The sequence below is a fragment of the Streptococcus suis genome (genome assembly GCF_002960445.1).
Classification (GTDB): domain Bacteria; phylum Bacillota; class Bacilli; order Lactobacillales; family Streptococcaceae; genus Streptococcus; species Streptococcus hyiners.
On the sequence record NZ_POJD01000110.1, the window covers coordinates 101,434 to 122,965 of the forward strand.

Sequence of the window (21,532 nt, forward strand, 5' to 3'; positions counted from 1 at the left end):
AGGACCTGCATATGCAAGTCCTTTTGTCTTTGTTTGATTAAGCTTGGCCTGAAACTTCAGCAGCGTGGTCATCCATTGAAAGAACTTCGTGGAAGACACGTTGTGTCAATTCAGTTTTTTGCTCTTTAGTGAGGTATTTAGTGTTTACGCAGTATCCTGAGATACGAACGATAACATCTTCACCCGCCATGATTTTCTCGTAAACGTCGTTTAAGTCCATAACGTTCAAGTTAACGTGTTGACCACCTTGCTCGAAGTATCCGTCAAGGATAGTCACCAAGTTTGTCACTTGCTCATCGAAGGTCTTACCAAGGGCTTTTGGAGAAACCTGAGTTGTCAATGAGATACCGTCGTTGGCATGGTTGAAGTTGAGCTTAGAAAGGGTGTTCAAGTTTTGCAACCAACCACCACGAGATTTAGAAGTTGGGTTAGCACCTGGTGGGAAGAATTCCACTTTAGAAGTGTTGACTGAGCCATCTTCGTTGAGGAATACACCACGGTGAACAGGTGAGTTACCAGTTTGTTTAGAGTAGGCAACGTTTGAAGTGATGGTCAAGATAGAAACTGCAGCTTCTGCATTCTTGTAAAGTTTCTTGTTAGCAAGACGAGTATAGAATGCTTCCATGAGCCATTTCGCGATATCGTCTACACGGTCATCATCTTCACCATAGCGTGGGAAGTCACCAGTTACTTCGTAATCGTAGATGAAGCCATCTTCGTCACGGATTGGTTTCACTTGTGCGTACTTGATAGCTGACAAGGAGTCAACAGTGTTGGCAAAACCACAGATACCGAAGCCCATATTTGCACGAAGGTGAGTTGGCAAGAAGGCCATTTGAACTGCTTCGTAGTTGTACTTGTCTGTCATGAAGTGGATAATATTCATGGCATCAACATAAGTATCTGTCAACCAGTCAAGGGCTTTCTCAAAGTTTGCGATAACTTGGTCGTAGTCAAAGATTTCAGAAGTGTTTGGTTCAACACCGTCGAATACTTTGTAGTCTTTGTGAACATCATCGTAACCGTTGTTCCAGCTTGAAAGAAGGGCTTTCAATACGTTTACACGCGCACCGAAGTACTGGATGTTGTGGCGTTTGTCTTCGCTTTCTGGGTCAAGTGGAGACACACAGCAAGAGATACAGCTCATTTCACCATAACCGTCTTTGGCCATTGTTGTTACACCTTCGTATTGGATAGAAGAGTGTTTGTGGCTCATTGCCATACAGTAGCGACGGAATGCGTATGGAAGTTGGTCAGACCAAAGAACTGTCAAGTTTGGTTCTGGAGAGTTACCGATGTTGTCAAGTGTGTTCAAGAAACGGTAGTCCATCTTGGTAACACGGTGACGACCATCGTTACCCATACCTGCCATAGATGTTGTCAAGAATGTTGGGTCACCAGAGTAGATTTCGTCGAAGGCTTTTGTACGAGCGAATTTCACTGTACGGAGTTTCAATACGAAGTCATCAACAAATTCTTGGATTTCTGATTCAGTAAATGTACCGCGAGCCAAGTCACGTTCTGCGTAGATATCAAGTACGATTGGCACACGACCAAGAGAAGTTGCCGCACCGTTGATAACACGGCAGACTGCCATGAAGGCGATGTTTGTCCATTGGATAGCTTCTTTTGTGTTCATCGCAGGTTTGCGAACATCAACACCGTACAAGTCACCCAAGCGAACAACTTGTTGCAAGGCTTGGTACTGCATGTTGATTTCTTCGCGAAGACGGATTGACTCTTCGTCGATTTCAGTGATGGCATTCCAGTCAGCTACTTTTTCTTCCATCAAGTAGTCAGCTCCGTAAAGGGCCAAACGAGCATACATACCGATGATACGGCCACGTGAGTAAGCATCTGGAAGACCAGAAACGTGGTGTGAGTGGCGAGCACGGCGGATGTCAGCTGTGTAGGCACGGAAGATACCGTCGTTTACAGTTGTAGCGTGTTTTGTATAGATTTCATGGATAAGTGGGTCTGGAGTATAGCCGTTTTCGATAAGCGTTGTTTCAGCCATACGGATACCACCACGTGGCATGAAGTTGAGTTTGAAGAGCTCATCGTTTTGGATACCGAAAATCAGCTCGTTGTCTTTATCAATGAAACCAGCTGGGATGTCAGCAATAGAGGTCGCACGATCCACGTCCATTGGGAAGCGTGTGTCTTCGTAGCCAGCTTTTGTTTCTTCGATGATTTTCTTGATGTGAAGCGAACGCTCAGTTGGTCCTGCAAGGAAACTTTCATCTCCATCATAAGGAGTGTAGTTAGCTTGTACAAAGCGGGTAATACTAGCCTTTTCTTGCCAGTCTACACCTTTGAAGCCTTCCCAGGCTTGAGCGAAAATGTCTTCAGTAACATTTTTAGTTTTCACTTTTGTTGACATGAGGGTTCTCCTTTGAGATAGTTTTGTTTTTCACATATTTTAGTATATCATATGTAAGCACTTTCCACAAGATAAAAATAGTTGAAAACATACTGAAATAATTTTCATTTTATATGTAAAAAAGTAGAAAAGATAAAATTGCTTTTCATAGCTCAAACTTGAACGAAGGGAGACGCTTATTTTCGAGGCGTGAAAGATTTGCAAAAATAATGTATAATGTGTTACATACAAAAGCAGAAAGGAGCACCATGTTAATTTTTCCCCTAATCAATGATTTATCTCGAAAAATTATTCATGTAGACATGGATGCGTTTTTTGCTGCTATAGAGGTCAGGGATAATCCTGCTTTGAAAGGGAAGCCAGTTATTATTGGTGCAGATCCGCGACTGTCTGGCGGTCGTGGAGTGGTATCTACCTGTAGTTATGAGGCGCGTGCCTTTGGCATTCATTCGGCCATGTCCTCCAAGGAGGCCTATGAACGCTGTCCGCAAGCCGTCTTCATTTCTGGAAATTATGAAAAATACCAGGAAGTGGGGCGACAGGTCAGGGAGATTTTTCACCGCTATACCGACTTGGTGGAACCCATGTCCATTGACGAGGCCTATCTGGATGTGACAGAAAACAAGCTGGGTTTAAGCTCGGCAGTCAAAATTGCCAAACTCATCCAATACGACATCTGGAATGAACTGCATCTGACAGCTTCTGCAGGGGTTTCCTACAATAAATTCCTGGCTAAAATTGCCTCGGATATGGAAAAACCGCATGGTCTGACCCTGATTTTGCCAGAGGATGCTGTTGGAGTACTAGCCTCTTTGCCTGTTGAAAAATTTCACGGGGTTGGTAAGAAGACGGTCGAACGACTGCATGAGATGGGAGTTTCTACTGGTCAGGATTTGTTAGATGTGCCAGAAATGGTCTTGATCGACCGTTTTGGTCGCTTTGGTTATGATTTGTATCGGAAGGCTAGAGGCATTTCGAATAGTCCCGTCAAAACCAATCGGGTACGAAAGTCTATCGGTAAGGAAAGAACCTACCGCAAGCTCCTTTATCGAGATGAAGATGTCTTGAAAGAGCTAGTCAGCCTCTGTCAACGAGTGGCCGCCAGCTTGGAGCGAAATGAGAAACAAGGGCGAACCATTGTTCTGAAAATCCGCTATGGAGATTTTTCAACCCTGACCAAGCGACATAGTTTGGGAGAAGCGACCAATCAAGCTCAAGTAATAGAGAAAGAAATCCGTCAGCTTTTTGAAGAAGTTGGACAGGCTGAGAAAGGTGTCCGCTTGCTGGGAGTGACCGTTACAAATTTTGTGGAAGGAGAAAGTAGAATTGCAAATTTCGAGTAGATTTACCATTGCTAGTCATATCTTGGTCTTGCTAGCCTTGGAGGGAGAAAAGGAAAAACAGACCAGTACCAGCATTGCAGGCAGTGTAGGGGTTAATCCAGTCATCATCCGCAATATTCTGTCCCAGTTGAAAGAGGCAGGTTTGGTTCAGGTGGCGCGCGGTGTAGGTGGCGCACGTTTGGCCCAAGCTCCAGACAAAATTACCCTCCTCCATATTTATCAGGCTGTAGAGTTATTTGGAGAAAAAGGGAAACTTTTTGGCTTTCATGAACAACCCAATCCAGCCTGTCAGGTCGGCCGCTCTATCCATCCTCTGCTAGATAGCCGTTTGGAAAATGCCCAGTCGGCTCTGGAAAAAGAGTTGGGACAAACAACAATTGCTGATTTATTGGCAGAATTATAGGTATTCAATCATCCTCGTGGTGATTTTTTTAAACTTTTTAGTTGTAATATTTGACATTACAACGAACATAGTATAAACTAAGCATTGTAAACAAAAACATTACAAGAAAGCAAGTGAGGTAAACAATATGAAAATCGCCATTATCGCAGCAAACGGTAAAGCAGGTCAAGCCATTGCCAAAGAAGCAGTAGAACGTGGTCATCAGGTGACGGCTATTGTCCGCTCTGAAAACAAGAGCGCAGCCCAGGAAGTAATCCAAAAAGATGCTTTTGCACTTAGCAAGGAAGACTTTGCAGATTTTGATGTGGTTGTCAACGCCTTTGGTGCTTGGACACCAGAAACGCTACCAGATCACAGCCGTCTAGCAAGCCATTTGACAGACTTGCTTGCAGGGACATCCACTCGCCTCTTGATTGTCGGTGGTGCAGGTAGCCTCTACCTAGACCAGAGCCAGACAAGCATGCTCAAGGATGCCCCAGACTTCCCAGCGGACTACCTACCAGTCGCAGAGGCTATGGGCGCAGGTCTTGACATCTACCGTCAGGCGACAGCGGTCAACTGGACCTATATCAGCCCAGCAGCTGATTTTGATGCAGAAGGTCAAAAAGCAGGTGCTTATACCCTTGCTGGCGAGGTTTTCCAGGTCAATGGTCAAGGTGAAAGTTATATTAGCTATGTAGACTATGCAGTGGCCTTAGTAGATATTGCCGAAAAAGGTGGCTACCAGCAAGAACGCATTTCGGTTTTTGCATCGTAAAATAGTAGAAAAGATAGTTCCCATCGAGGAATTATCTTTTTTATTTTTGTTCTATATAGTATAATAATATGTATAAAACAAAAAGGAGTTCCCTATGATTCACTTGATTTGTCCCAATCCAGCCCTAGACCGTACGCTTCTTGTGGAGAAGATAGAAAAAAACATTCCCCTACGTCCGTCAGAAGTCAGAGATTATCCAGGAGGTAAGAGTTTCAACGTAGCCTATGCCCTTCGAGAAAATGGTGTGACAGACTACACGATCCATACCATTTTAGGTGGGCAGATCGGTCGCTATATTCAAGACCTTAATGTCCAAAAGGGAAATCAACTGCAGGTCGTTGAAAATGACCAGAACACAAGAACCTGCAATATTTACGTGGAAACCAGCACAGGCGATGTCGTTCTTTTCTATGAAAAAGGCTTTGAACTGACAGAGGACCTGCTTGACCAATTTACCCAGCAGATAGCAAATAGCCTAGAAGCTGGCGATATCCTAGTCTTCTCAGGCAGTCTCATGAAGGGCATGCCGGATGATTATATTCAGCGATTTATTGAAAAATACCCAGAGGTCTTGACCATTGTGGATACCAGTGGACCAGCCTTACAAGCTGCCTATCAAGCTCGTCCAGCCCTGATCAAAATCAATAATGAGGAGCTCAAGGACATCTATCCAGAGCTGGATGAAGAAAGTCCAGAGGATATTTTGAGGATACTAAAAGAAGTCACTCCTCATGAGAATATCATCATTACCATGGGTGGAAAGGGCAGTTTGGCAAAGATCGGTCAGCGTTTCTTCCGTATCCAGTCGCCTAAAAAAGAAACACGCAATCCCATTGCGGCAGGAGATTTCTACCTAGGCTTGCTAGTTAAGGGTATCAGCCAAGGGCAAGAGCCTGAGATTTTCTTGAAAGAGGCAGCAGCCTTTGCGACTGCCAACTGCCTTAACTACTTCCCAGAAGTCGAAGCAGAGCAATTTGCAGAGATAGCGGGTAAAGTTGTTCTAGAAGAGGTGTAATACATATTCATCTATCAGCATTTATTTTTTGATATTTTTCAAAAACGATGCTTTTAGTGAGTTTTGGTGTGATAATGCAAAAAAGCAAATAGCAACTCGTGCTATTTGCTTTTTAATAAGTGCTAGATACAATATGTTACTCTACCTTATCCAAGGTTACATGTACATGAGGTTCTGATACCAGGTCGTACACGGCTTCTACAGATGGGTCAAAAGGATTTCCCCACATAATGACCTTGTATTGTCCGTCCTCTAGGATAAAACCTGGTGCAATCCGTCCGCCGAGGCCAGTTACTCCTGGTAGAAGGGCAGAACCTTCGCCATCAACTCCACGGATTAGGTAGTGGTTTGGAGCATATTCGACTAGGTCTGTAATTTGAGCTGTGTAGGTCTGGATGAGGTGTTCTCCTTCCTCATCTTCACTAAGTCGAAAATCTTCATAAGTAGTAAAGGTGCCGTCTGCGCTGATAGTTACTTCAACATTGCGCGCTTGCTGGCTACTTCCTTGCCATTTTCCAACTAGGTCGTCGGGGATATTAGTGGCTGGCAAAGTTAGTAGCTGAGTGTGAGTTGTTTCGGTACTTAGGACACTTTCTTGGGCTTGAGAGCTTTGGCTGTCTTGATTTTCCTGACTTCCCTCAGTTTGTTGGCTTGTATCTGTCGAAGAGCTGGTTTCACTTGTTTTTTCCACAGAGCTAGAACTGTTAGCAGTGCTTGTCTGTTTGGTACTTGCTTGGGTCGTTTTACTAGTGGTTGCTTCTGTCTGGCTTTCTTGTTTTTTTGCTGAACAAGCTGTCAATAGACAGGTTACAGAGAGCAACAATACTGAGTAGTTGAATATCTTTTTCATTTGTTCTTACCTCCGCTTATAAACAGAGTATAACAAATAAAAACAAGCTTGTCAACACAAAGTTGTAATATTTGTAACATTTTTGTAATAAAAGAAATATTTTTGTTACTTATTCTTGAAAAATTCCTCTATATCTGCCTCTTGGATGCCAATCATGGGGTCGATGGTTAGTAGGTTGTCTACAGTCAAAATGTATTCTCTGGGTTGGGCACTTGTTTTTTCTGGCTGGTCTTGTTCAAGAAGGGAGAGTTGTTGGCTGTTTTCTTTGACTACTTTAACCTGTTCTTTCCTGTCTGGCTGAGTAGGTAGCTGGGTTTGCGTGGTTTCAGTTGTTTTGCTTTGGTCTTTTTCAGTCAAAGCTTCCTTGCTGTCCTGCTCTGCCATTTCTCCTTGGAAACGTGGGACCAGATAGGTTTTTCGGACGGTGCCGGCATTTTTGACGGCGTAGTCGAAGGCGGAAATTTCGCCTAGGAGGATGAGCTTACTCTTGGAGCGGGTGATGGCTGTGTAGACCAGATTGCGCTGGAGCATGCGGTGGCTGGTGCGGGTGATGGGAAGGATAACGACCTGAAACTCACTACCTTGGGACTTGTGGATGGACATGGCATAGGCCAGGGTAATCTTGTACCATTCGTTTCGAGGATAGGTGACCTCGCTGCCGTCGAAGTTGATGGTAAGCTCGTCCTGCTTGGAGTCGGTATACTTGGCAGGTAGGAGGTCGGTGATGTAGCCCAAGTCGCCATTGAAGACATTGGCTTCGGCGTCGTTAACTAGATGAATGACTCGGTCGCCTTGGCGGAAGGCTTGCTCATTATGGAGGAATTCTAGCTCTCCCTCTTCCAGTGGGTTGAGCAGGGCCTGGGTCATGGTGTTGAGTTGGTCAATACCTGCAGCACCTCGGTACATGGGAGCGAGGATTTGTACTTCGTTTGCAGGAATGCCCGACTTGATGGCTGCGCCGACAATGCGCTCAATCAGGGCTGGAATTTGTTCATTCTGGGATTCAAAATAGGAGCGGTCTGCCTTTTTTTCACGGAAATCGCTAGGTAGAGCCCCCTGTCGAATTTGGCTGGCAAGTGTGACGATGGTCGAATCGTCTGATTGGCGGTAAATACGTTCTAGAGTAATGCTCGGAAGCTTGTCAATTTTTAAGAGGTCAGCTAGGACTTGACCGGGGCTGACAGAGGGCAATTGCTCGGCATCGCCGACAATGAGAACTTGGGTCTGGGATGAAATGTTCTGGAAGAGCTGGTTGGCCAACCAAGTGTCGACCATAGAAAATTCGTCTACGATGATGAAGTCAGCTTCGAGGTAATCATCTCGGTAGGATTCTTCCTGTCCTTCAACAAGCCCCAGATGGCGGTGAATGGTGGCAGAAGGTAGACCTGTCAATTCATTCATCCGTCTGGCTGCTCGTCCAGTTGGAGCTGCGAGAAGGACTGGGCATTCTTGCCGATTGCGAGTCAAGTCAATCTTATGTAAGATGGCATAGACCGCGATAATACCGTTGATAACCGTTGTTTTTCCAGTCCCTGGTCCGCCTGTCAGAATGAAAAGCGGATTGGTAATGGCTTGGACGATGGCTTCTTTTTGAATATCGTCATAGGTCAAAGAGGACATACTTTCCAGCTCTGCTATGGCAGCCTCAACGTCTGCGCGTGGGAAGGGTTTGAAGCCATTTTTTCCCATCAGGCGGGTCAGGTTTTTATGGATACCATGTTCGGCAAAGTAGAGGCTGTTGTCGAAAATCTTGGTACCTTCTTGTTGAACCTTGCCATCTTCTATCAGCCCGGTCAATTCTTGGGCAACAGCAGCAGGGTCTAGTTCGGTATGGCGGGATTTTTCCAGCAGTTCAAGGGTAGCTTCTAGTAAATCTCTAGCCTCCACATAGGTATCACCTGTTTCCATAGAGCGATGAATGAGGCTAAAGAGCATACCAGCTCGGAAACGTTGGGGAGAATCACTGGCAATTCCCAGGTTTTCCGCAATCCTATCGGCAATGGTAAAGCCAAGTCCCTGTACATCTTCGACCAGTTGATAGGGATTTTCTTCAATAATTTGGAGTGTTTTTTCCTTGTACTGGTCTTGGATTTGAAAGGCTAGCTTATTAGGAATACCGTACTCAGCTAGTTTGGCCAGTATCAGCTCCGTTCCATAATTGAGGCGGAGTTTTTCGATAAAGGCCTGCCTATTTTTGCTGGATAGTCCAGAAATTTGGGTCAGTTTTTCAGGCTCAGCTAAAATTTTGTCGATGGTGTCTTCTCCATAGAGTTCAACAATTTTCTCGGCTGTTTTACGACCAATGCCTTTGAAATGGTCACTAGAAAAATACTTGACTAGACCAGCAGAAGTGGGCTTGCTGCGTTCGTAGCGCGTGATTTGCAGCTGCTGACCGTATTTGGGATGGGTGACTAGATTGCCATAAAAGCGATAATCCTCCCCCTCAATGACATCGGCAATGGTGCCGGTCACAATGATGTCATAATCGTCATAGTCTGCGTCTGTTTCCTCAATTTCGAGGAGCAGGATTTTGTAAAAATTACTAGGATTTTCAAAAATGATCCGATCAATAGTACCGGTAAAATAAACTTCGTTCATAGAGAATATTTCCTAAAATAGTGAAAAAAGAAGAGGCTGGGCAAAAAGCCCTGGCCCACTTCTCAGTGTTCGTGTCAACATCTCAGCGCAGTGGTTGATTGGCAGATTTGTTCGTGTTTTACACTCCAAATCTGACCATTACGACTGTTGCGAACAAAGTTCGCTCTATTTCCAACCTCCAACAGTCACTACTCTGACTGTTGGAGCTATGCGGGGGTGGGAGTGCAACAGTCTGGGAATAGACTGTTTCAGCTCAACAACTGGAAATAAGGACTTGTTGACGAACTCTTTTTTGACCAGTCGAGTTCTTTCCCGCTCCCACTCATCAAGGCTCTTGACAACGGATAGTTCTGATTTTCGAAGAGTATTAATCGACAGTTCCAATTCGATTGAAAGGCCACATGCGGAAGACAACTTCTCCCTTGATACTGTCGCGTGCGAAAGTTCCTACGCTACGGCTATCTAGTGATACCAGACGGTCATCACCTAAGAGATAGTATTGTCCTTCTGGTACTGTAAGGCTGAAATCAACAGAACCATTGGCATCCTGTGTAAAGGCTTGGGCAGTTTGGGCAACGGCTTGGAATTGTTTGTTGTAAGCATATTCTTCTTGCAATTTGTCCTTTTGAAAGGCTGCTAGGTATTCATCAAGATAGGGTTCATCCACTTCCTGCTCGTTGATATAGAGGACGTCGTTTGCATAGCGAATGGTATCACCCGGCATGCCGACCACCCGTTTGACAATGAGTTTTTCCTTACCATCGCTGTCTGTTTCGCTGGCCACGACAATATCAAAACGATCTATGGATGTGGTTTTGAACATAACCAACTTTTCTTGGTGTTGGAGAGTAGGATCCATAGAATGACCATCAACGGATACAGGGTCCCACAAGAAGTAGCGACTAGCAAAGAGAGCGATCATAAAGAGAATGAGGGTCCCCCATTCAGCTAAGAAGGCTATGAAGCCTCGTCTTTTTCCCATATTTATTCCTCATTTCACTAATTTTTGTGCTTTTTGCGTATTGGAAAAGTGGAGCTTGGCAGTTTGGTTTAGGCCTGCCAGACCATATTCTTTTAAGATGCTGGCTGCGACATGGTCGGATTTGCTTCCAGCTCCGGAAGGTAGGTTTCTGCCTACCAATTGACCGAGTTGAGCAAGATTATCCAAAAACATAGCCCTAGCAATGATTGAAGAAACTGCTACAGCCAGGTACTTACCCTCAGCCTTTTCTTCCAAGGTCACTGGATTAGCAAATTGATTGGCTTCTTTCTTCAGGTATTTTTGGTAATTTTGGCTAGAAGTAAAGGCATCAATGACAATCTTCTCAGGCTGGGCTCCCTTTTGTAGGAGTAGGAAAATAGCCTGATTGTGTAGGGCGACCTTGACAGACACCGCATTGTAGCCCTGCTCGATGACCTCATTGTATTTTTTGGGTGACAATAGCAGAGCTTGGTGGGGGATTTTCTCTTTTAAGAGAGGGGCGATTTGGCAGATTTTTTGGTCTGTCATTTTTTTGGAATCATCCACGCCAAGCGACTTGAGAAAGGCATGGTCTTCTGGGCGGACAAAACTAGCAACGACTGCCAAACCACCAAAATAAGACCCATTTCCTACTTCATCCGTACCAATCATGGGCAGGTCTTGACCAGGACTGGTCGTCTGTTCAGAGCTTTCTGGCTCATAACCCCAGAGCCTTGCTTCCTGCTCTGCCATTTCCCCTTGGAAAACGACCTTGCCTGAAGTATAGATGGACAAGCTAGCACCAGCTAGTTTGAAAAATGCTTCTATATAAGGATTTTTGCTAGCCTGTCGATAGCGGTCGTAGTGGGCTAGCATGGCCTGTTTTTGCTGGGTTGATGGCTTTAGGACAAGAGTATTCATGTTTTTATTGTATCACAAATGCGGGTTAGAGTGTGCAGAAAAGGGTGGTTTTTACTATAATAGGAGGAGAAAGTGAGGTAGACAATGAAAGATCAAGTACAGTACAAGTGGGCGACCTTGGGGATAGGTGTCATTGCCAATGAATTGGTTCAGGCCTTGCAGGCTATGGGTGGCAATCTTTATTCGGTAGCCAACCGCACCTATGATAAGGGTGCGGAGTTTGCGAAAAAATATGGGATTGAAAAGGTTTATGCGGAAATCGATGAGGTGTTTGCGGATCCAGAAGTGGATATTATCTATATTTCAACACCTCACAATACCCATATCCATTATTTGAGAAAGGCCTTGAAGGCTGGGAAACATGTCCTCTGTGAAAAGTCTATTACGCTTAATTCAGAAGAATTGGTAGAAGCTATTCAATTAGCTGAGGCAAATCAGGTTATCCTGGCAGAAGCCATGACCATTTTCCACATGCCAATCTATCGTCAGTTGAGTGAAGTGGTAGCCAGTGGCAAACTTGGAGAGTTGAAGATGATTCAGATGAACTTTGGTAGCTACAAGGAATACGACATGACCAACCGCTTCTTCAATAAGAACTTGGCGGGCGGTGCCCTCTTGGATATTGGTGTCTACGCCCTGTCCTTTGTCCGTTGGTTTATGACAGAAAAGCCAAATCAGGTTTTATCTCAGGTTAAACTAGCTCCGACAGGTGTGGACGAGCAGGTAGGTATTTTGCTCAGCAATGATGCAGGAGAGATGGCAACCATCGCATTGACCCTTCATGCCAAACAGCCAAAACGGGGGACAATTGCCTATGACAAGGGTTACATTGAACTATATGAGTATCCTCGTGGCCAAAAAGCAGTCATTACCTATACCGAGGACGGTAGTCAAGAAGTCATTGAAGCAGGTCAAACTACCGAGGCCCTCTCTTATGAAGTAGCTGATATGGAAAAAGCAGTCGCAGGACTTGAAAATACCATGCATCTAGCCTACACCCAAGATGTCATGGACATTATGACCCAACTCCGCAAAGAATGGGGCTTGGTCTATCCGGAGGAAGTTTAGGAAGCTCCTTGAACTCTATTTGAGAGCTTTAGGTAGATTTTTGGAACGGCTTTCGTTGGTGAGTAATGTGACAGAATTGTAACAAATATATAGGTTGTGTAACAGAAAAGAAGCAATATTACGTAAGGGCAACAGTTTATTAAAAAGCCCTCTTTGTTCTTGTTTTTCACAACAGAATTAGGTATGATAGTACTATCAAATCAGAAAAGGAATAGAAGATGAAACGTAAAAGAGTTACAAAACCAAAGCATATGCGTCGTAAGAGAAAAACATCCCTTTTGCAAACAAATAAAAAAATGATGTACGCGTCAACCTTGGCCCTTTCACTTTTCACAACTGGTATGGTTAGTCCACAAGTTCTCGCATTGGAGTGGACACCACGAACTGTTGAAGAAATCGTTACTGAAATTACCAACAATGAAGGTCAGTTGACTTATACGGTTAAGTATGGTGATACCCTTAGTGCTATCGCTTCAGCTATGAATGTTGATATGCATTTGTTGGCTAAAATCAATCAGATTACAGATATTAACTTGATTTTCCCAGATACAGTTTTGACAGCTACTCTTGATCAAAACAATCAAGTTACCCAGATTGAAATTGAAACACCAAGCCAGGAAAATCCAGCAGAAACTGTTCAAGCAACTGTGGATGTGACAGCTAATCAGGCGACTATTGATAATACAGTTGTAAACTTGGCTGAAGTTCCTGTAGTAGCCCCAGTCGCTCCAGCAGTAGAAGCTCCAGCCGAGGCAACAGCACCCGTTGAGCCAGCGGTAGAAGCTCCAGCCGAGGTAACAGCGCTCGTTGAGCCAGCGGTAGAAGCTCCAGCCGAGGTAACAGCGCCCGTTGAGCCAGCAGTAGAAGCTCCAGCCGAGGTAACAGCGCCCGTTGAGCCAGCAGTAGAAGCTCCAGCCGAGGTAACAGCCCCTGTTGAGCCAGCAGTAGAAACTCCAGCCGAGGTAACAGCCCCTGTTGAGCCAGCGGCAGCAGAAGCTCAAGCGGCGGCGGAAGCTCAAGCGGCAGCAGAAGCTCAAGCGGCAGCAGAAGCCCAAGCGGCGGCGGAAGCTCAAGCGGCAGCAGAAGCTCAAGCGGCAGCAGAAGCCCAAGCGGCGGCGGAAGCTCAAGCGGCAGCAGAAGCCCAAGCGGCGGCGGAAGCTCAAGCAGCGGCGGAAGCCCAAGCGGCAGCAGAAGCTCAAGCAGCAGCAGAAGCCCAAGCAGCAGCGGCAGCTCAAACTCAGGCAGCAACTAGCTCTTACGATGTAGGCTTGCAACCACAGGTCGCAGCCTTCCGTGCAGAAGTAGCTAATGCCTTCGGTATTACTTCTTTCTCAGGTTACCGTCCTGGTGATTCTGGCGACCATGGTAAGGGATTGGCAATTGACTTCATGGTACCACAAAGTTCAGCACTTGGGGATCAAGTAGCAGAATATGCTATTGCCAATATGGGTGCGAAAAACATCTCTTATATCATCTGGAAACAACGTTTCTATGCGCCATTTGACAGTATCTACGGTCCAGCTTACACTTGGAACTTGATGCCAGACCGCGGAAGCATTACAGAAAACCACTACGACCACGTACACGTGTCATTTAATCCATAAGACAAATAGTAAAACTCATCCTTTAGAGGATGAGTTTTTTTGCGTCCTTATATTGGATAAAAGGGGAATGTTTTTATTGAATAGCTGTCATAAAATAAGGAAAAAACAATCTTATCACAAGAGCAATAGCTGTAAATCCAAAAAAGACGAATGTTTATCAAATATATTGACAAAATATACGGGGCGGGGGGGGGGCTATAATGGAAGTGGCATAGACAAATAGGGTGAATTAGAATAAAAAACTTGACCACGAGACCAAGAATTTGCCTTGTGTGTAAAATACTACCCATAGTATTTGTTATGCTATAGACAGAAGCATAGGAGATATGCAAATACATTTTAAGGAGTTATATATGTTAAAAGGAATTCAGTCTATTGGCAATCTTGCTTTGTTTTTTCTGAAGATAGTTATTCTGCTTGTTTGTTGGGATGCTTTTGACATCAGTCTATCCAATCCAAGCAAATTAGCTAATTTTATTGTAGTGGGAATTGTGGTCTTGCTTTTTGGCAGTGGCAAAATGAACGATCTACGGCAATCGACCTTTTATAAGGAGATTTATCTAAAATTATTTGCTATGGTAGCGGTCGTCCTTTTTCTGTTCATTCCAACAGTCTATTCCTTGTTTCGTGTGGAAAGTTTGCTACAGGAGAATGGGTTCTTTCGGGTAATTGGAGGATTTATTTCTGTAATCGCCTTACTAATTTTTGTATGCATCGGAATTGTTCTACCTTTTTGGCTCATCTATCGTGCGGCAATTTTTATCGCTGGAACAGATCGTTCTGGCTATATGCAGGTGCCAAAATTTTTTAAGCATCAGCCTAAGAAGATAAGGCTATTTATTCTTAATAAGACACCAAGATTTGATCGCCTAGCTATCGTCTGTGGTATTTTTTTAAGTATTGTCTATCTTCAAGCAGGGTCGGTCCCTTTACCAGCCTTTCTATCCTTTTTAAAGGTTGGGACCTATATTCACCCTCTGGTTCTCGTGTTCTTGTATAAGATGATTTCGATTCGTTTTAATTACAGTATGCATAATTTTTCTTATCATCTCTTTGACCCAGCTTCGCCCGTATTTCCACGTCTGAAGCCAGGTTTTTATGAGGAACTTTTCAAGGTCAAGTCATCCGGCGGCTCTACTGTCCAACAGAAGTGGGAAGAAGACAGGCGGTATAATGCAGAAATTAGATACCACCGGGCGACAGTCGTTCCTGTCCAACTTCCCTTCATTACTCTTTCTTTGTATTGGACTATGGATGAGGAAGGGAAAAATTGGAAAATTTACAAACCAGAGCAATACCTGACAGGTCCTCGCTCTGGCAAGGTAATGACTGAGGCGGAAAGACGGGCGACATCCTTGAAGCCACTAACTGAACCAAGTCTTATCAAACCAGTCGCAAAACAACCAGACATTAGAAGGAAATAGCTATGGGGAAGAAATTTGAATTTATATTGCGGATAGTCTTGTTCGGAGTGGGTGTTTTTGTGGTTCGCAACACGCTTACATCCCTGTGGCCCTTTACCTTTATCAATGTGATGTTTTGGCTCTATATTGGGATACTGTTTGCGCGGCTTTTCTTTCCAGACTTTTATGCCCGCTACCGTTCCCATCTCCATCTACTCCCTATTCTTTATTTTGTCTATTCGATTTGGTGGATTATGGAGTTGACGACAGACTATGCTTTTCAAGGGACAATTGTCATCTTTATTCTCCTCGTTCTTTGGTATCGTAAATCAACCTTCAGGGAAAAAGAGCAGGCACTGAAAGATGAAAAAGAACGTGCCAAGAGGATGGAGCAGAGAAAGACGGAAGAGGCACTGGCCGTGCGCCATGCCTTTCAAGAGGGGATTATCGTGAGAGATGGTTTCTACAATCCTCAATTGGATGATTTAGAAGCCTTCGCTAAGCAGACGATTATGAAATTCACGATAGATACTGCTGAAAATCCAGACAAGACAGTTATCACCTATCGTCGTTCCAATCGGTGGTTGCATGAATTTGACATTGACGATATGCCCTATGATCATATCAAGATTTATCATGATGGGGAGGTTCATCAGGTTTTGGCTCGCTTCCGTAAACAGTCTGCTAAACGTTTTAAGCGTGACAAGGAGCTAGGGCTGGGAGATTATCATAGACGGTCTTTGCGGCCGTGGATTCGCCCGATAGATGCTGGACCGTATGATAGGACCCATATTATTCCTATTGGTTACCATGGTTTTGAGGCTGATCCACGCCTGGTTATTGGTTGGTCTAGTGAGCAAAATAGAAATCAGTTTCCAGAGTGGGAAAAACTGCTTGCTTCTATCAATCAAGTCGAGGACATTATTTGGTACACGGAGATAAGAAAAACGAAATACGGCGCAAAGTGGACCTATGTGTTGACGGACAAGAATGGTCGTGCCTTGCAACGGGGTGAATTTGTCATGGGAACGGAAGAGAAGCCTGTGACCTTTGAATGGGGGACCTATGAACAATAAAAAAGGCTGTCTGCTTATTCTAGCAACTATCTTTGTCTTGTATAAAATTATTCTGCCAAGTAAGGTGCTGACGGGCTTACTTGGTCTGGCTATCATGGCAGGTCTTGTTTATTTTGTGAAAAAAGAATACTTCACCAATCGGACCGCAAACTTTTATCATTCAGGAAGTGAAATAAAGCCACACATTCGGAAGAAAATTGTGACACGGAAGACCTATTCGCCTGACTATGATCGTCTGGAGGCTTTTGAACAACAGGATGTACTCTATGTGACCAGTGGAGAACCTTTTGGTTCCTCGGTTGTCATTGAGTACAGAAGATTGCCTCAAGAAGTTGCTCCTGAAGATTTTTCAGATATACCTAAGGATACTATCTTGGTTCATCATTCGGAGGACAAGCATCAGTTGATTGCATTCTTTGGTAAGGGTTCTTTTCACAGGGTTCCATTTGACTACTACCGTGGGGATGATTATCCTTTAGAGAAGATGTGGGTGCGACCCTATGGACCTGTTTTTCAAAGATGGATGTTAATTCCCTTTACTTTTCACGGTTTGGAAGCCGATCCTCGTCTATTCATAGCTGTTGAGGGGATGACAGAAAGAATCTTTGATACCTATAAAGAAGCTATGTATGATATTGGTCTTTTAAATAGGGACCAGGATACCTGTATTTTCATCGACATCAATCGCTTTGACACTGGCATGGGTATCCTGTATCAGGTCTTGGACAAGGAACAATCCATCATCTATACCCAAAACTTTTTCCTTCCTGGAAACTATACTTTTGAAAGCTTAGAAAATGGAGTAAGTGTCTAATGTTTCATATCAATTATCAAGGAAAAGTGGCAAAATGTGGTGGTCTTTTTCGAAAATGTGAAGTAGAAGCCAGTCCTCATTTTGAAACCAAGGCAGAAGGGGAAGCCTATTTGGAAAAATGGGAGGACAATCGCCGGAGGTATCCAAGTTTACAATATAGCTCGCTCGTAGAGCCGTGTTTTAAGGGGCATGGACCGGGTAATCTGTTAAATATAGAAGGCAGTTCGGAGTATCTTCATGTGTTCTTGAATAGTGAGGAGCTTGAGGAAGCTATTTTGGAATTTTTATTCCAAGAGTATGAAAATGGAGCCTTACCAATGACTGTTCTGGGACCCGCGGCTGATTTTACGGAAGATCCTCAGTTAATAAAAATGGTGGAGCAATTTTATGCTTGTGATGGGGATTATTGGATAGCGGGTGGACCAAGTCCTGCCCCAGGGATGAGCATTGATAAGATACTGCCACTTTTGGTAGAACGCTTGTATGCAAAATATAGCATTATTGAATTCTTTGCTTGGCTAGGATACGAAGTCTATCATACAGGAGAATTTATTGGGATTGGTTATTTCAGATGTGGTTATTCGGACTTCTTAGTCGCAAGGGAGAATGAAGCATGGGAAGAAGAGATAGCCTACTTATTTGAAGAAGATGATGACTATGACTATGAGTTGGAAGAATAAAGGAGGATTGGAAGATGGTGCTATATCATTACTCATCGAGAACGGGTATGGTGGAGGAATGCACTGCTAGAACAGTGGAACATTGTGAGTTTAGTGCTTATTCGCATTCAGAGAATTTTTCTTGGGTGGAGAAGTATCGTCAGGATGAAAATAAGGCTAGGAAGGAGGCGATTGATAATACAGAACGGCTCTTGAAAAGGGATTATTTGTTTGCAACTTTTTCTGATCGCTTATTGTGGTCAGATACAGGGGTTAAGGACTGGTCGCGAGTAACCATACGAGCACTGGAAGTCGCTAAAGTAGACAGTGACATTATTCAGTGGTTAAAAAGCAAACCCTTCTGTCTTTTCCGTCGTTCTCAATCAGGGATTGCTTCTTTTCTCAACTCACAAAATGGTCTGAAAGATGTTGCTAAGGTGATGGAAACGCTATTCTATACCAATATTGGGTTTGATTTAGGAACTCAGACCATGTTAGACCGCTGGCAATTAAGAAAACTCTGTTCGAATGTTGGGGCTGCTACAAATTTTCATAAGCCAGTTCTCAACCACCATATCACCAGCATAGATAACTATAGTCTAGCAAACGTTTGGTTGGAATATGTCCGGGAAAAGAAAAAGCGTAGGGAATTGCGTGAATTTATCTACGGAATGGAGGTATTTTATGCGATTGTACTGCCAACCGGTCAAAGTCGCCCAGAGGAAAGTTATTGGACTTGCAAATAGTAGTAAAATTTTTTAGAATAGAGAAAAATGACAATTGGCGGTTGAGATATGAAAGATAAATTGTTGCTGGCGATCTATATCTTAGAGATATTAAAAAAGTATTCCAGCCCCCAAACCAGGCTCACACAAGCGCAGATTATGAAGCGTTTAGATACTGACTATACCATTTCGATTACCAGAAAAACTCTTTCCAACTATCTGGTGAGATTAAAAGAAGAGGGATATATTGAAGGTCAACGGGGTGTCTATATTCGCCGGGATTTTTCTGATAATGAATTAAAATACCTGATTGATAGTATCCTCTATGCTAAACATATGCCGGATGAACAGGCTGTCACCTTGATTGAAAAATTAAGGAATCTATCTCCTAGCCGTGTCAAAAACCGGGCCAAACACATTAGCTATCTATCCTCCATGAACCATACTGATAATATGTGCCTGGATCAAGTTGTTGAAGGTTTGGAGGAAGCTATTGAGAAGAATAGAAAGGTTCAAATTACGACCTGTCGTTACAATCTGTCGGGGAAATTAGTGGATACAGGCACTAGTATCATCAGTCCCTATTACATTGTTTCTTCCATGTCTCGCTACTATGTGATTTGTTATGACGACTGTCGGGGGCAATATCTGGAGAACCGCCGTCTGGATCGGATTACTCAGGTTGAGGTCCTCTCAGAACCACGACGTAAGTTGGATGAAAGTGCTAGTATGAGGGATCGGTTCCATCTTGGTCAGTACATGAAAGAGCATCTCTATATGTTTTCTGGTCCGACTGGCAAAGTTCGGCTTGCCTTCAAAGAACAATTAGTGGGGATTGTCATTGATTGGTTTGGCAAGGATTTTCGCTTCGTGAAACAAGAGGGAGATATAGTGACCGTTGATCTTATCTGTAATGAAGATGCCTTTTATCACTGGGCCCTGCAATACGGGGAACATTTCGAAATAATAGCTCCCGACCATCTCCGGAAGAGAATGAAAGAAGGTTTAGAAAAAATATTAAAAAAATACCAATAGAAGTTGATAATGTGTAATATTCTACCCATAACATTTTATATAATAGTCCCATAAATAAGAAAAGAGGTACTATGATGTCACTATTATTATTGAAAAAGAATGGTTTGTTTGGTTTGATGACAGTAGATGGAACAATGATTTTTCCACCACTTTACTCCGAAATATCCGAATATTCTAATGGTCTGATTGCAGTCAGAAAAGACAAGCTCTGGGGTTACTTAGATGAAGAAGGTCAGGTGGCAATTCCTTTTCAATTTACAGAGGCTAAGAAATTCTCAGCCAAGGGGGCAGCGCCTGTTAAATTTAATCACTCACCTAGCTCGTGGGGAATTATTGATCGGACAGGTAAGCAACTCAATAAGAAATTGAACTTTGATCAGGGCTACCATGCGATTTCAGAATTCTCGGAAGAAGGATTAGCCATAGCTCAGCACTATCAAACCTATTGCTTGCTTGGGGAAGATGGACGGATTGTAAACAACCAATTCTATGCTAGTATTCATAAATTAGATTTGAGCAATACCTATCTAATTCGTGAGTTGAGTTCCTACATAGCTGTCAATGAAGATATGGATGTTATTTTTAGGTCGGAAAAGCACTATGATGAAATTTACTCTATGTCCCATGGGATGCGGCAGGTGGTTATGGATGACTTGGTTGGCTATGTAGATGAAACAGGTCGAGAAGTCATTCCTTGTCAGTACCAATTGGCTTATGAATTTGCGGAGAATGGTCTGGCTCCTGTCCAGTTCGACAATGGTTTGTTTGGTTACATCAATAAAGAGAATGATCTTGTTATAGAACCTCAGTTTGACGATGCCTCTATTTTTGAAAATGGTTTGGCTCCTGTTACAAAAGATGGCAAGACCTGGTTTATCAATGAAAAGGGCGAGGCTGTCTTTGGGATGACTTTTGCGGCTGCCTCTCATTTTGCGGGTGGTTTGTCAAATGTGACCTTACACACTGGTCAAACTGCTTTTGTAAATACCTCTGGTCAAATCGTTTTCTACTATCCATCCGAATGGGAAGTGGAAAAGTTTACAGATAAGGATATCACAACCTTCAAGGTTGGGGATGAAGTAGGTATCATCAATAAGCAGGGAGATGTTGTTGTATCAGCTTGTTGCGAGAGTTTGAAGGTGAGTGAGTTTGGTAATCTGCATCCCTATAAACAAAATGGGCTCTGGGGTTATATTGATGGTGAGGGGAATATTGTCTTTAAAAATCAATTTTTACGAGCCAGCACCTTTGGGGCAAATGGTTTAGCTAGTGTCCAAATTGAACGAGCAGTGGCTGTAGAAGACCAAGTAATAGAAGAAGATGGTGATGAGATCATTATTGAGATGGATGAAGAGAAATCAATCTTTTGGAATATTATCAACGAAGATGGTCACATCTTGTTCCAGTCAGAAGATTTAGACTTCCTCTCAGGATTTGGGTCAAGCCCTTATGCCTACTGTGTAGAAGATGGCAAGTATTACTTTATCAATGCAGAAGGGGTTCGATTTGGTAAGGGAGATGAGTTTATGTCGACATTCTGTGACGGCGAAGCGATCGCTTTGCAATCAGGTTATCACAAGCATTTGGATGCATTTGGACAGGAGCTAAATCTGGATAAGTTTGGTCTGGTTCGCTTGTCGGAGGATTTTGAATTGATGGTTGATCTTGATTTTGAAAAGGAGAATTAACATGAAAACATTTATTACGGAACTGGTGGCACTAAAAAATACTGATTGGGTACAGCACCAAGTGCTCAATCAGTCTACTCCTAATATGTGATCCATTAGGGCATTACAAACGATGGATAATCAAAAAAACAGCTATCTCCCCCCTAGGATAGCTGTTTCTGTAATATAATTATAACAGTATTTCTTGAAAAATAGCTAAAAATACTACGATTTTTTTGAAGTTATTTTC

At 43.5% G+C, this 21,532-nt stretch carries 18 protein-coding genes; 13 read left to right on the forward strand and 5 right to left on the reverse strand.

Going from position 1 to position 21,532, the window contains the following annotated elements; genetic code table 11:
- Nucleotides 1-37: 37 nt before the first annotated feature.
- A complete protein-coding gene (gene pflB, locus C1G53_RS03025) occupies nt 38-2,383 on the reverse strand; it encodes a formate C-acetyltransferase (protein WP_105117633.1) in 2,346 nt (781 codons plus the stop codon).
- Between the two features lie 248 nt (nt 2,384-2,631).
- Between pflB and dinB the strand changes: the two genes are divergently transcribed.
- From dinB to C1G53_RS03045, 4 genes are all read left to right on the forward strand, one after another.
- Complete coding sequence (gene dinB / locus C1G53_RS03030; RefSeq protein WP_105117634.1) at nt 2,632-3,726, forward strand: DNA polymerase IV; 1,095 nt, start codon at nt 2,632-2,634, stop codon at nt 3,724-3,726.
- On the forward strand, nt 3,710-4,129 hold the full coding sequence (locus tag C1G53_RS03035) for an Rrf2 family transcriptional regulator (protein WP_105117635.1): 420 nt from the start codon (nt 3,710-3,712) through the stop codon (nt 4,127-4,129). Before dinB ends, C1G53_RS03035 begins: the two co-directional genes overlap by 17 nt.
- Before the next feature lie 127 nt (nt 4,130-4,256).
- A complete protein-coding gene (locus C1G53_RS03040; RefSeq protein WP_105117636.1) occupies nt 4,257-4,886 on the forward strand; it encodes an NAD(P)-dependent oxidoreductase in 630 nt (209 codons plus the stop codon).
- Between the two features lie 94 nt (nt 4,887-4,980).
- Nucleotides 4,981-5,901, forward strand: a complete 921-nt coding sequence (locus C1G53_RS03045) for a 1-phosphofructokinase family hexose kinase (protein ID WP_105117637.1) — start codon at nt 4,981-4,983, stop codon at nt 5,899-5,901.
- Between the two features lie 136 nt (nt 5,902-6,037).
- On the opposite strand, the gene C1G53_RS03050 is transcribed toward C1G53_RS03045, so the two are convergent.
- The 4 genes from C1G53_RS03050 to rnhC all read right to left on the reverse strand — a co-directional run bounded on the left by C1G53_RS03050 (nt 6,038) and on the right by rnhC (nt 11,231).
- Nucleotides 6,038-6,751 carry a hypothetical protein gene (locus tag C1G53_RS03050; protein WP_105117638.1) on the reverse strand — a complete coding sequence of 238 codons (714 nt, stop codon included), beginning with the start codon at nt 6,749-6,751 and terminating at the stop codon, nt 6,038-6,040.
- Between the two features lie 105 nt (nt 6,752-6,856).
- Nucleotides 6,857-9,349 (reverse strand): ATP-dependent RecD-like DNA helicase, encoded by a 2,493-nt coding sequence (locus C1G53_RS03055; RefSeq protein ID WP_105117639.1) that lies wholly within the window; start codon nt 9,347-9,349, stop codon nt 6,857-6,859.
- Nucleotides 9,350-9,716: 367 nt separating this feature from the next.
- Nucleotides 9,717-10,331: a signal peptidase I gene (lepB, locus tag C1G53_RS03065; protein WP_105117640.1), complete on the reverse strand. Its 615-nt coding sequence runs from the start codon at nt 10,329-10,331 to the stop codon at nt 9,717-9,719.
- A 9-nt stretch (nt 10,332-10,340) separates the two neighbouring features.
- The gene (gene rnhC / locus C1G53_RS03070) at nt 10,341-11,231 is read right to left on the reverse strand and encodes a ribonuclease HIII (protein WP_105117641.1); all 891 of its coding nucleotides are present in this window, start codon (nt 11,229-11,231) and stop codon (nt 10,341-10,343) included.
- 84 nt (nt 11,232-11,315) lie between these two features.
- Between rnhC and C1G53_RS03075 the strand changes: the two genes are divergently transcribed.
- The 9 genes from C1G53_RS03075 (at nt 11,316) to C1G53_RS03115 (ending at nt 21,303) form a co-directional block, all read left to right on the forward strand.
- A complete protein-coding gene (locus tag C1G53_RS03075; RefSeq protein WP_105117642.1) occupies nt 11,316-12,299 on the forward strand; it encodes a Gfo/Idh/MocA family protein in 984 nt (327 codons plus the stop codon).
- Nucleotides 12,300-12,517: 218 nt separating this feature from the next.
- Nucleotides 12,518-13,903, forward strand: coding sequence for a LysM peptidoglycan-binding domain-containing protein (locus C1G53_RS13140; RefSeq protein WP_105117643.1), 1,386 nt, complete (start codon nt 12,518-12,520; stop codon nt 13,901-13,903).
- A 353-nt stretch (nt 13,904-14,256) separates the two neighbouring features.
- A complete protein-coding gene (locus tag C1G53_RS03085; protein WP_105117644.1) occupies nt 14,257-15,327 on the forward strand; it encodes a hypothetical protein in 1,071 nt (356 codons plus the stop codon).
- A 2-nt stretch (nt 15,328-15,329) separates the two neighbouring features.
- On the forward strand, nt 15,330-16,382 hold the full coding sequence (locus C1G53_RS03090) for a hypothetical protein (protein WP_105117645.1): 1,053 nt from the start codon (nt 15,330-15,332) through the stop codon (nt 16,380-16,382).
- Entirely contained in the window at nt 16,372-17,196 is an 825-nt protein-coding gene (locus tag C1G53_RS03095; protein ID WP_105117646.1) for a hypothetical protein, read from the forward strand. The genes C1G53_RS03090 and C1G53_RS03095 overlap by 11 nt, the downstream gene beginning before the upstream one ends.
- Nucleotides 17,196-17,876 (forward strand): hypothetical protein, encoded by a 681-nt coding sequence (locus C1G53_RS03100; RefSeq protein WP_105117647.1) that lies wholly within the window; start codon nt 17,196-17,198, stop codon nt 17,874-17,876. Before C1G53_RS03095 ends, C1G53_RS03100 begins: the two co-directional genes overlap by 1 nt.
- Nucleotides 17,877-17,890: 14 nt before the next feature.
- Nucleotides 17,891-18,601 carry a hypothetical protein gene (locus C1G53_RS03105; protein WP_105117648.1) on the forward strand — a complete coding sequence of 237 codons (711 nt, stop codon included), beginning with the start codon at nt 17,891-17,893 and terminating at the stop codon, nt 18,599-18,601.
- A 48-nt stretch (nt 18,602-18,649) separates the two neighbouring features.
- The gene (locus C1G53_RS03110; RefSeq protein ID WP_105117649.1) at nt 18,650-19,615 is read left to right on the forward strand and encodes a helix-turn-helix transcriptional regulator; all 966 of its coding nucleotides are present in this window, start codon (nt 18,650-18,652) and stop codon (nt 19,613-19,615) included.
- Between the two features lie 71 nt (nt 19,616-19,686).
- Nucleotides 19,687-21,303, forward strand: coding sequence for a WG repeat-containing protein (locus C1G53_RS03115; protein ID WP_105117650.1), 1,617 nt, complete (start codon nt 19,687-19,689; stop codon nt 21,301-21,303).
- Nucleotides 21,304-21,532 lie beyond the last annotated feature (229 nt).